This window comes from Planctomycetaceae bacterium (assembly GCA_041398785.1).
Lineage (GTDB): Bacteria > Planctomycetota > Planctomycetia > Planctomycetales > Planctomycetaceae > JAWKUA01.
Map to the genome: position 1 here is coordinate 89,464 of JAWKUA010000015.1, position 12,174 is coordinate 101,637.

Sequence of the window (12,174 nt, forward strand, 5' to 3'; positions counted from 1 at the left end):
CTGTCCATCGCGATGAAGGCGTCCCGAATCCCTTGCTCTGTTGTCGCCATGTTGGCAACCTCATGGCGGCGACGAACCGATCGAAGAGGCGGTTCTGATCTCTCAACATCTGATTCCAGTCCACGGTATGCAGAAACCGCCTCGTTCTTTGAGCGTCTTGAATGCCCCGGTGAACGTCAACAGATTGCCGACTCCGCTCCGTGCATATTCTGAAGCAGGGCGAGATACCGGATGCGTTCCCATCGCTCGAAGGATTCACCAATTCGCCGTCGCAATTCGTCTGAAGGCAACTGTGAATCAGCTCCAGCGCGATGGATCAGCACGTCTGCCGAAGAGCAGCCCGATTGCCGCAGTGTTGCAGCCCTGATTCAATAAGTTCGCAGCCGCGAAAACCCGTGATCCGTGTTCCGTGTTCCTCGCGTACCGCGATGTCGAAAACGAACCGGATGTCCAGCAAGCCTTCGGGTTCTGCCCTCGCCGAAACGCAGCGCGCCGCAGGCAGAACCGACTGGCAAATCGCACGTTCGTGTTCGAGCCCGAGAGCGGAATGTGGGCAAGAGAATCGACGCCAAAATGTAACGGGTACTGGACGTCGTAGCTGTTGCAGGCCTGGTACCAATCGAAGTTCTCCTCGACGACACGGGCCATAAGCGGCTGATCTGTTGCCGAAAACGGAAGTGCATGGTGGGCGCGGAAGTTGCAGTTCGAAGTGGACCCGCCTGTCCAGCAATTCATCCGCCGTCGGATCACCCGATACGCCATCTTCGAATGCATCGCCGGGGTCCCGGTACACGTCAGCGTTTTTCGTGACCACCAGCCGACTGATCGCTCGCGATCCAGAATCACATTCCATGGATCTTGCTCTGGCGACACGGTCGTGGATCGCCCGCTGTTTCTTGCCGAAGGATCTCCAGGTAGTCCACGTACCCGTCGTTCGTCAGCGGTTCCGTGACCCAGGTGGTTTCCGGTGAGATCTCGATCGCCGGCAGTGGGCCATACATGATCCAGAGGAATCTCAGCAGCGGTGCGGCGATTCCCAGAGCCGAAACAAGCCACACGATTCGGCGCGGCGTCCAGCGGCTGAGGCGAGGCTTTGAGCTGGCTGCTGACGACTCGCTCATCGTGCGACTCACGCAATAGGGTGGCTTTCAACGGCCTGTCGCAGCGCGGCGGGACTGGCGTTCCACGCGGCCTGGTAAGTGCTTTCCAGCGGCACCTTCACGTGATGACGGCTCGAAAGAAACAACGGCATGTCGACCAGCGGGTCGCCGACAGCCAGAGGCTCCAGGTACGCGGTCCGGTCCCAGTCAGTCCGGTACGACGCCAGCAGGCGTGATTTACCGGCCGGAAAGGCGAAGTCCTGGTCCTCGTACTCGTCCCAGATGCGCTTGTGAATGCCGGCCGGGTCGTGCTTCATCGGCGGAAACAGATCGATGATCAGCACGTGAACACCGGCGTCCAGAAACTCAACGGTCTTGTTCACGAATTCGGTGATCGCCTTCAGCCGGTCCTTATTGCCCGGCGAGATGATTTCGATCACCGCAAGAATGTTGCCCAGTTGATGGTGGACCACGATTCGGTTCGCCTTGCGGGCGTAGTCCGTGCTGTCGGTGTGGATGACCATGCTGGTTTGCGGTGCGGTTGCAGTCAGGCTGCCGCCACCGCCGTCGAACCCCGACCCGACATCGGCGTTCTCGAAGTCGCGGCTTTCGATCGCCAGGACGTCAGGTTCCAGAGGCCCGGACCGCTGTTCGACCAGTGCGAACATATCGGGAGGCAACACGGATTGGTTCAAAGCGTCCGAGATGCGGATCGACCAACTCTGGTGAAAATGATGAAACAGCCCCGCGGAAACCCGGGTCCAGTCGTGTAGTGGCATGAATTCCCGTCCTCAATCGAATCCTCAGCAGTTCGGCCCCGCAACAGCTTCGGCAGCGGCCGACGCTCGCGATGTCGCAGGCCGAGCCAGCGGCGGCAAAGCTTCTTCCAGAACGCCCTTCACTCGCGGCACCAGAATCAGGCACTCGATCACCATCCACGCTTGTAATGCAAGGATGACGATGCCGAATGCGACCAGTGTCCAGCCTTTGGAATCCAGCCAGCCGCCTTCATGAAACATCTGCCACCCCAGAGCGACCGCCGGAATGATCGTCATCATCAACGCCGGGATGACGGCAAACTTCACGCTGCGGCCTCGCCGAATCAGATAGAAGATGATGACCATAAACGCCAGACCGGCCAGCAGTTGATTTGTCGCTCCGAACAGCGGCCACAGAATCAGGCCGCCCTTGCCGTATTCTCCTGCGGAGTTGGGAATCATGGCCACCAGAGTTCCCAGAGAAACCGCCAGCAGCGTTGCTCCGTACTTGTTCGCCAGCGGTGCGATTCGAAACGACGAGGCGAGTTCCTGGATCACGTAGCGGTGCAGCCGAGTGGCGGTGTCCAGAGTCGTGGCGGCGAAACAGGCGACCAGCACGGCGATGATGCCGACCGCAAGTTCCTGAGCAATCCCGGTTGCCGACAGAAAGTTGGCTCCGCCTTCGACGAAGGCTCCCACGGTCTTTGCCAGGCCGAACGCTGCCCAGCTTCCGCCGGCCGGATAGCGAGTTCGCCAGGCCGCTTCTCCCGTAACCAGATTTCCATCGGCGTCGCTGACTCCCATACCGACGCCCGCGCAGCAGGCCAGAATCACCAGCACCGCCAGGGCACCTTCCATCAGCATCGATCCGTACGCGACGTACTGGGCGTCTCGTTCGTTGTTGATCTGCTTGCTGCTGGTGCCGCTGCTGACAAGGCAGTGAAATCCGCTGCACGCTCCACAGGCGATCGTGATGAACAGAAACGGCATGATCGGCGGCGCGTCGGCCGGGATATCCTCGGCACTGACAATCGCCGGAGTGCTGCCGGCCAGGTCCGCTTTTCCCGTCAGTCCGGCCACCGCGACGCCGGCGACCAGCAGCACCAGAGCCACCACCAGTTGATGGCTGTTGATGTAGTCTCGCGGCTGCAGCAGCAGCCACACGGGAAGCACCGATGCGAAGAAGCAGTAAACCATCAGCAGGACGGTCCACGCGACAATCGGCGAACCGGAAACATGCAGGGATTCCGACAGGACGATTCGCCAGTCGGGGTAATACACGCCCAGATAAACGGCCGCATACAGCACCGCCAGTGCCAGCAGCGACGGGACGAGCAGCGACGCGTTTTGCCACTTGTGGACGTACATGCCGATCAGGATCGCCAGCGGCATGGCGACCCACACGGACAGCGTCGATTCGGGGTACATCGTGAAGATGTTGGCAATCACCAGTCCGAAAATCGCCAGAACGATCGTCAGGGCGAAGAACAGAATCAGCAGGAACAGCAGCTTTGCGCGGGGATTGATCAGTCGTCCGGCGACTTCTCCGATGGTCTGGCCTCGGCTTCGCAGTGACACAAACAGGCTTCCGAAATCGTGGACCGCGCCCACGAAAATCGACCCCAGTACGACCCACAGCAGTGCCGGCAGCCAGCCCCAGAAAACGGCGATGGCCGGTCCGACAATCGGTCCGGTTCCGGCGATACTGGTAAAATGATGACCGGCCAGCACATTGCGCTGTGTCGGAACGTAGTCGACATCGTCACGCAGCTCATGGGCCGGAACCACGGCGGCTTCATCGATCTGAAAGATCTTGTTTGCCAGCCAGCGGCCATACGTGTTGTACGCCACGATGAACCCGATGAACGACAGGACAGCGACCAGCAGTGTGAGCATGATTTTTCTCGCGTCGACCCATGACCCGGCAGCGAACACGCTGCCCTTCGATTGACAGACTATCCGCCTCCACCGCCGCAGGCAATTCCGCCTTGTCGCAGGGAGGCTGTGGCCAACTTCCCGTCACCGGGATTTCGAAAGCCTGAGCCGGGCGTCAGACACCCCGATTGAATGTTCGAAGCGGAAGACTCTACAATCCCGCCCGCATTATCCCGTCTGGCGACGTTTGACCGCCGTTTTTCTGCGGTTCCGTGGCAAGTTCACGGCACGAGGTCCGCGCCGGGAGCCGGGGATGTATGGGAACTTGACTGCCGAAAAATACCGCCGTTCGCGGCGATTCCGGGGAATAACATGGTCGATCAGGCTGTTCTGGAAACCGTTTCCGGGATTGATCCGGGTGAATTGCAGGAATGGTACGATTCCCTGGAAGACGTGCTGCACCGTTACGGACCGGACCGCCTGCGGGAATTGCTGATTCACCTGCAGGAACGCGCCTACGCTCGCGGAGTGGTGTTCCCGTTTACGGCTAACACGCCTTACATCAATACGATTCACCATTCAGAGCAGGCTTCGTTTCCCGGTAATGTCGAAATCGAGCGCCGCATCAAGAATCTGGTTCGCTGGAATGCGATGGCGATGGTTCATCGGGCCAACAAACATTTTGATGGCCTGGGCGGACATATCTCCACGTTTGCTTCATCCGCGACGCTTTACGAAATCGGTCAGAACCACTTCTTTCGCGGCCGGAGTGATGATGGTCCGGGCGACATGGTCTATTTTCAGGGTCATGCGTCCCCGGGAATGTACGCTCGAGCGTTCCTGGAAGGCCGGCTTAACGAATCTCATCTGGAAAACTTCCGCCGCGAACTTCCCGCCGGCGTTGGCTTGTCCAGCTATCCTCATCCGTGGCTGATGCCGGACTTCTGGCAATTTCCCACAGTCTCGATGGGACTCGGGCCAATCTGTTCGATCTATCACGCCCGTTTCCTGCGATACATGCAGCATCGAGGCCTGATGGACACGTCCAGGTCTCGGGTCTGGGCGTTTCTCGGCGACGGCGAATGCGATGAGCCGGAGACACTGGGCGCCATCACGCTGGCTTCCCGGGAGAATCTGGACAATCTGACATGGGTCATCAACTGCAACCTGCAGCGGCTGGACGGTCCGGTTCGCGGAAACGGCAAGATCATTCAGGAACTGGAAGCTGCATTCCGCGGCGCCGGCTGGAACGTGATCAAAGTCATCTGGGGCAGTGACTGGGATCCACTGCTGCACGCCGACGTGGAAGGCAAGCTGGTCAAGCGCATGGGCGAAATCGTCGACGGCCAGTTCCAGAAGTATACCGTCGAGTCGGCGGACTATATTCGCGACCACTTTTTTGGCGTCGACCCGGACCTGCTGGAAATCGTCGCCAACGTCTCCGACGAAAAACTGGAAAAGATGCGCCGCGGCGGTCACGACCCGAAAAAGGTCTATGCTGCCTACCACGCGGCCGTCCGGCATCAGGGAGCCCCCACCGTCATATTGGCCAAGACAATCAAGGGCTATGGACTCGGAGAATCCGGCGAAGGCCGCAACACGACTCACAACGAAAAGAAGCTCAATGACCGGGAACTGAAGAATTTCCGAACGCGCTTCAACATTCCCGTCAGCGACGAAGATGTCAATGAAGTGCCGTTCTACCGCCCGTCGGACGACAGCGAGGAAATGCAGTACCTGAAGAAGTGCCGGGCGACCCTGGGCGGCTCGGTCCCTTCACGAAGTCCCGTCGATGAACGCCTGCCGGTTCCTGATCTGGACGACCGGTTATTTCAGGCCAGACCGCTGTTGTCCGGCAGTGACGGCGGTGAAGGATCCACCACGTTCGCACTGGCCGCCATTCTGCGCGGCCTGGTCCGGCACAAAGGCATCGGTAATCGCGTGGTGCCCATTATTCCGGACGAAGCCCGTACTTTCGGGATGGAAAGTCTGTTCTCCCTGTGTGGAATTTATGCCAGCAAGGGCCAGCTTTATGAGCCCGTCGACGCAGGCACGCTGATGTACTATCGGGAAGCCAAGGACGGGCAGTTGCTGGAAGAAGGGATCAACGAAGCGGGTGCCATGGGCTCGTTCATCGCCGCCGGTTCGGCCTATGCCAATCTCGGAATGAATATGGTGCCCTTCTATATCTATTATTCGATGTTTGGCTTTCAGCGAGTCGGCGATCTGATCTGGTGCGCCGGTGACATGCGAGTCAAGGGTTTCCTTTGCGGCGGGACATCCGGCCGCACCACGCTCAACGGTGAAGGTCTGCAGCACGAAGACGGGCACAGCCAGTTAATGGCCACGACTGTCCCGAATCTTCGAGCCTATGATCCGGCCTGGGGCTACGAACTGGCCGTGATAATCCAGGAGGGTCTGCGTCGCATGTATGCGGAAGGCGAAGAGATTTTCTATTATCTCAGCGTCTACAACGAAGCCTACGAACAGCCGGCAATGCCGGATGACGATGGTATTGCCGAGGGAATCATCAAGGGAATGTACCGCTACAGCAGCACGGACAGCGGTGAAGGTCAGCAGCACCGTCCGCAGTTGTTCGGCAGCGGGCCAATTCTGCGCTGCGCTTTGGCGGCTCAGCAGATCCTGAAGAACACCTGGGGCATCGGGTCGGATGTCTGGAGCGTCACCAGCTACAGCGAGCTGCGCCGTGAAGCGATGGCCTGCCGTCACTACAACGATCTGCACCCGGACGACGCTCCCAGAAAGAGCTACCTGGAACGGACTCTTGAAAATGTCACCGGGCCGTTCGTATCCACCAGTGACAATGTGCGTCTGGTGGCGGACCAGCTTCGTGAGTGGATTCCGGGTGAATATCTTGTGCTGGGCACCGACGGTTTCGGCCGCAGCGAAACCCGGGAAGAACTGAGGCGGCATTTCCGGATCGATGCCGAATCAACCGCCTTCGCGGCATTGCAGGGACTGGCTCGCATGGGAGCCTTTGACAGGGCACAGTTGTCCGAGGCAATCGATCGTCTCGGCTTGAACCGGGATGCTCCGTTTCCGATCGATGCGTGAGTCCGTGACCAGTTTCCGGTGGTTGCGGATTCGGTCACCGCCACCGCGTCACCGGTCCGCCACGGGCTGAATCAACGGGTGCAACGCGACATCCACCGAATCTCTCCTGACAGCATCTGACATGACCATTGAATTCAAACTGCCGGAAGTCGCCGAAGGTGTCGAGTCCGTCGACATCGCCGAGATCCTGGTGTCGGAAGGTGAAACGATCAAAGCCGGCGCTGTGATCTGTGAAGTGGAAACGGAAAAGGCCGTCGCCGAAATTGAGTGCCCGCATGCCGGAGTCGTCAGCAGAATACTGGTCTCCGCGGGAGACTCCGTCGCCGTGGGTTCACCGCTGGTTGTGATTGAAGAGTCCGCGGGGAGTTCGCGCGGTGAAGGCAGTCCGCGACCTGACCAGACGGCGGATCACGCGACACGCGGGCAATCCGCGACGGCTTCCACCGCAGTCTCGGGACCGACGGCGTCCACCGCGACAGGCGAAAGCAGGGTTGTGGAGTTCCGGCTGCCACCGGTTTCAGAAGGAATCGAGTCCATCGACATCGCTCAGGTGCTGGTCAGTGTCGGGGAGACAATCCAGGCGAATGCCGTTGTCTGTGAAGTTGAAACCGACAAGGCGGTCGCGGAGATCAATTGCCCTTACACCGGAACGGTCCGGGAAGTCCACGTGTCCGCTGGTGACACGATTAGTGTGGGTTCGCCGCTGATTTCCGTGGCAACGTTCGATGCGGAAACGAACCGGCCGGCTTCTGCCCGGTCAGGTTCCGGCGGAACCGCACCATCGCCGAAACCCGCTTCCGCCGATGCGGAACCGAAAGCGGTGGTCCGGCCAGCAGGTGTCGGCGGATCGGAAGGCGACAAGCGTCCGCCTGCGCCGGCGGGGCCGGCGACGCGCCGCCTGGCGCGCAAGCTGGGAGTTGATCTGTATCAGGTTCGCGGTTCCGCTGACGGAGGCCGCATTACGATTGAAGATCTGGAAGCACATGTGAAGGAAAGGCTCTCGAAATCGTCGGCGGATCCGGTTGCCCAGCCAGCGTCCGTGCCGCCGCTGCCGGACTTCAGCCGGTTCGGGCCGATTGAAAAGGAATCCCTGAACAGGATCGCTCGCGTTGCCGCCGCCAACCTGCACGGCGCATGGATCACGATTCCGCATGTCACGCAACACGACCTGGCCGACATTACCGAGCTGGAAGCGGCCCGAAAACGCTATGTGAAATCCAATCCGCGGTCTCCGAAAGTCACAATGACGGCTGTGATGATCAAGGCCGTCGTCGGTGCGCTGAAGGCGTTTCCAAAGGTCAATAGCAGCATTGACCTGGACAACGGCGAACTGATCATCAAGCACTACTTTCACATCGGCGTCGCCGTTGACACACCGGGCGGCCTGGTAGTGCCCGTCATTCGCAACTGCGATCAGAAAAACGTGCTGCAGGTCGCGGAGGAACTGACGGACCTCGCCACTCGGGCACGCGACCGCAAGCTGAAGACGGAGGAAATGCAGGGTGCCTCGTTCACGATCACCAACCTTGGCGGGATCGGCGGAACATCGTTTACACCGATCGTCAATTATCCGGAAGTCGCCATTCTGGGGATGTCGCGAGGACAGAAGCACCTGGCTCTGGAAGACGGCCAGGTGACGGAAAAGCTGATGCTGCCTCTGTCGCTGTCCTACGATCATCGGGCGATTAACGGGGCCGATGCGGCACGGTTCATTGTCAAACTTTCCGGCAGCCTGACGAATTTCTTCGAACTGTTCTGAATGGCCCTCGATTGACTGTCGGCCATTGAATCACCGCTGTTGCGTCCGGTAAACAGTGTCGCTTCCGGCAGGTAATCTCGGCCAATCGCCAGCCGCACCGGCTTCCATCGCAATCCGCTGACCACCACCAACAAAACGCTTTTCCATGTCAAAACACGCTCAGGTTGTTGTTCTCGGGGGCGGCCCCGGAGGTTATCCGGCTGCCTTTGCCGCTGCGGATCATGGTCTGCAGGTGGTCCTGGTGGATGAAGGGCAGAAGCCGGGCGGCGTCTGTCTGAATCGCGGCTGTATTCCGTCGAAAGCGCTGCTGCACGTCGCCAGGCTGATCAATGAAACCCGGGAATCCGCCGAATGGGGTGTGACGTTCCAGACTCCTGAAATCGACATTAACCGGCTGCGGGAATTCAAGGACACCGTTGTCGGCAACCTGACCGGCGGCATCGAACAGCTCTGCAAGGCGCGCGGCGTTGAACTCATCAAGGCGCGGGGAACGTTCCGGGATTCGTCAGCGCTGGAACTGAAGCATGGCGACGGCAGTTCGCAGTCGCTGACTTTCGACCACTGCATCATTGCTGTCGGTTCGCTGCCGGCGATGCCGCCGATCTTCGACATCGGTGACGAGCGCGTGATGAATTCCACGGCAGCACTCAGCCTGCCTGACGTGCCGCAACGTCTGTTGGTGATTGGCGGAGGATACATCGGCCTGGAAATGGGATCGGTCTATGCGGCCCTTGGTTCCCGCGTGACGGTGGTCGAAATGACGTCCGGGCTGCTTCCGGGAGCCGACCGCGATCTTGTTCGGCCGTTGCAGAAGCGGCTGGAACAGCAATTCAGCGCGATTCATCTGGAGACGAAAGTTGCCAGACTGACGGCGACTGATGACGGGATCGTCGCCCGCCTGGAGGGAGCCGGAGTGGCTCCGGAACAGACGTTTGACCGAGTGCTGGTTTCGGTCGGTCGACGCCCCAACAGTCGTGGTGTCGGACTGGAAAACACCAAAGTCAAAGTGGACGAGCGGGGCTTCATCGAAATTGATCGCCGTCAGCGCACAGCGGATCCGAAGCTGCTTGCAATCGGTGACGTGGCGGGTGAACCGATGCTGGCTCACAAGGCGACGCGGGAGGCTCACGTCGCCGTGGAAACTCTGCTGAACGAACCGGGCGAATTCGACAGTGTGGCGATTCCCGCTGTTGTGTTTACCGACCCGGAACTCGCCTGGTGTGGCCTGACCGAAGGCGAAGCGAAGGCACGCGGCATGGACGTCACCGTCACGCGTTTTCCCTGGGCAGCCTCCGGCCGAGCTCAGTCTCTGGCCCGCACAGAAGGGCTGACAAAGCTGATTGTCGAACCAAAAAAGCAGCGCATTCTGGGCGTGGGTATCGTCGGCCCGGGGGCGGGTGAGATGATCGCCGAAGCAGTCCTTGCCGTGGAAATGGGAGCCACCGCGCGCGACGTCGCCGAGTCCATCCACGCGCACCCGACTTTGTCCGAAACGCTGATGGAAGCAGCCGAAGGCGTGCTGGGGTCGCCCACGCACCAGTACAAACCGCAGCGGAAGAAGTAGTCTTCGGGCGCAATGCTTTCGTGCTGCGGCGGGTTGTCATCCGCCCACCGCAGTGCCCTTACCGTGAATCGCCGGCTTCAGCGACTTCTGCCACGCCTTTTGCAGCGGCGCGGCGAAGGCGAACGCGCAGAACAGGACCGGCAGTGCCATTTCGCGCACGACGAATACCAGAGCGATCGCGAAGACCATCTGGATCATCTGTTTGCGGCCTCGCTGTCCCCGCACAAACTGGTTGAACACGTGCGGATAGGGAATGCGGGAGACCATCAGCATGGCGGTCGCGAGAGCGATCAGCGGCAGCAGCACAACCAGCGACGGCCTTACGATCTGCAGCACCGGCGCCACCCACGACGCCGTGGATTCCGTGACCAGATCCTTCAGCCCTCTCAGCCCGATCGGAAATGACACGATGACGCCCGCGGCGGCCGGAGACGGCAGTCCGCTGAAAGCATCATGCGAATCGTCTTCGTCCGTTTCGACATTGAACCGCGCCAGCCGAAGCGTTGCGCAGACCAGAAACAGTGCGGCGATCGCAAACAGCACTCTGGGGTGATATTCAAACGGAGCGTTCTCCACCGTGTTCATCAGGTGGTGGGCCGGGTGCGTCAGTTGCAGCATGATGAATGCCGGTGCCGCACCGAAGCTGACGACGTCGCACAGACTGTCCAGCTGGGCACCGAAATCGGTTGTCTGATTTGTCAGCCGTGCGGCACTGCCGTCCAGCGCGTCGAACAGCATCGCCAGAAAGATCAGTTGCGACGCCACGATCAGCTCGTTCCCGCCGAAGGAATCCGGGCCGACCTTTGCGGCGATCGAGATGGCGCCAAATCCGCAGACGGCGTTGCCCAGCGTCAGCATCGTGGGAAGCACGGCGAACACCTTCTGTCGCCGCGTCTTTCGGCGGAAGGGCGCTGATTCGTAATCGGCGTCGGTTTCGGTACTCATCAATCGCCGTCCTGGTACTCGGCAAGAATGGACGTCCCGGCTTTCACATGCTCGCCGATGGCCGTGCGGACCTTCAGGGTCGATTCGGCGGGCAGCAGCAGTTCCGTTCGGGAACCCAGTTTAATCATCCCGAACTGCTCACCGCGCTGCAAAACGTCTCCTGGTTTCAGCCAGCACACGATTCGCCGGGCGATGGCTCCGGTTATCTGGCGAACAACGAAACCGCGATATGGCGGTTCCGGCGATTCCAGCAGAACTGTCAGCCGTTCGTTTTCCCGCGCGGATTCGGGGCGCAGAGCGTTCAGGTATTTTCCGGGCCGGTACATCAGCCCGATGACTTTTCCGGCCAGCGGAGCTCGATTGATGTGGACGTTGAAGATTGACAGAAAGATGCCGATCTTGACTGCCGGGCCGCCAATGAACTCGTCGTGATCCAGTTCTTCGATCTCGACGACTTTTCCGTCTGCGGGAGAAACCACCAGTCCGGGGCCGGCGGGAATTGCCCGCGTCGGGTCACGAAAGAACCATGCGATCAGAATTCCGCACACGGCGGCGGCGACTGCCAACACCGAAGCCACTGCACGCATCGTTCCGCCGGTTTCCACAGCCCACCAGCCGAACGCCAGGGTCAGCAGAAAGAAGCTTCCCGCCATCAGCAGCAATTCAGCGAGTCCGACGCGAGCGAACGGAATTCGGTCCCGCCAGGCGAACGGATCATCCGCAGGATCCCAGTACCAGCCTCCCTGGTTGCGGTGAAACTTCAGATCCCGCGAATCCAGCACTTCGTGAGGGCACGGATTGAAGTCTCCCTGGCGGCAGGATTCCATTCGTTTCACGTAGCCGCGACGAAACGTCTTCAGCCACAGCCGGCGGACTCGACCCCACGCCTGTTCCAGATGAATCACAATTCCGCCGCCGGGCTGGATGTCCGTCAGTTGCGGATCCATGGGCATCAGGTCACGAGGTTTGCCGGTGACAGTCACGCCGACCGCGGAATTTTCAGTCATATCCACCATTGCGGGATCGAATTTCCAAAGATGCCTGTTCGCGAAGAAGCGGCTGGCTTCACGGCAATTGAAACGCGGCGTTTACGGGGCG

General features: G+C 60.1%; 8 protein-coding genes. 3 read left to right on the plus strand and 5 right to left on the minus strand.

Features of this window, described 5'->3' with window-relative positions; all coding sequences use genetic code 11:
- Positions 1 to 842 precede the first annotated feature (842 nt).
- Genes R3C19_17650 through R3C19_17660 form a run of 3 tightly spaced genes read right to left on the minus strand, consistent with a single transcriptional unit; the run spans position 843 to position 3,754 of the window.
- Positions 843 to 1,121 (minus strand): hypothetical protein, encoded by a 279-nt coding sequence (locus R3C19_17650; GenBank protein MEZ6062167.1) that lies wholly within the window; start codon positions 1,119 to 1,121, stop codon positions 843 to 845.
- A gap of 8 nt (positions 1,122 to 1,129) precedes the next feature.
- Entirely contained in the window at positions 1,130 to 1,879 is a 750-nt protein-coding gene (locus R3C19_17655) for a DUF4058 family protein (protein ID MEZ6062168.1), read from the minus strand.
- A gap of 24 nt (positions 1,880 to 1,903) precedes the next feature.
- A complete protein-coding gene (locus R3C19_17660; protein ID MEZ6062169.1) occupies positions 1,904 to 3,754 on the minus strand; it encodes a carbon starvation protein A in 1,851 nt (616 codons plus the stop codon).
- Positions 3,755 to 4,105: 351 nt separating this feature from the next.
- On the opposite strand from R3C19_17660, the gene aceE reads away from it, so the two are divergent.
- The 3 genes from aceE (at position 4,106) to lpdA (ending at position 10,131) form a co-directional block, all read left to right on the plus strand.
- Positions 4,106 to 6,808 carry a pyruvate dehydrogenase (acetyl-transferring), homodimeric type gene (gene aceE / locus R3C19_17665; GenBank protein ID MEZ6062170.1) on the plus strand — a complete coding sequence of 901 codons (2,703 nt, stop codon included), beginning with the start codon at positions 4,106 to 4,108 and terminating at the stop codon, positions 6,806 to 6,808.
- A 121-nt stretch (positions 6,809 to 6,929) separates the two neighbouring features.
- On the plus strand, positions 6,930 to 8,567 hold the full coding sequence (locus tag R3C19_17670; protein MEZ6062171.1) for a 2-oxo acid dehydrogenase subunit E2: 1,638 nt from the start codon (positions 6,930 to 6,932) through the stop codon (positions 8,565 to 8,567).
- A gap of 145 nt (positions 8,568 to 8,712) precedes the next feature.
- A complete protein-coding gene (gene lpdA, locus R3C19_17675) occupies positions 8,713 to 10,131 on the plus strand; it encodes a dihydrolipoyl dehydrogenase (protein ID MEZ6062172.1) in 1,419 nt (472 codons plus the stop codon).
- Between the two features lie 36 nt (positions 10,132 to 10,167).
- Here the strand turns inward: lpdA and R3C19_17680 are convergent, their stop codons facing one another.
- Positions 10,168 to 11,076 (minus strand): CDP-alcohol phosphatidyltransferase family protein, encoded by a 909-nt coding sequence (locus R3C19_17680; protein ID MEZ6062173.1) that lies wholly within the window; start codon positions 11,074 to 11,076, stop codon positions 10,168 to 10,170.
- On the minus strand, positions 11,076 to 12,083 hold the full coding sequence (locus R3C19_17685) for a phosphatidylserine decarboxylase family protein (protein ID MEZ6062174.1): 1,008 nt from the start codon (positions 12,081 to 12,083) through the stop codon (positions 11,076 to 11,078). Before R3C19_17685 ends, R3C19_17680 begins: the two co-directional genes overlap by 1 nt.
- Positions 12,084 to 12,174: the final 91 nt, after the last annotated feature.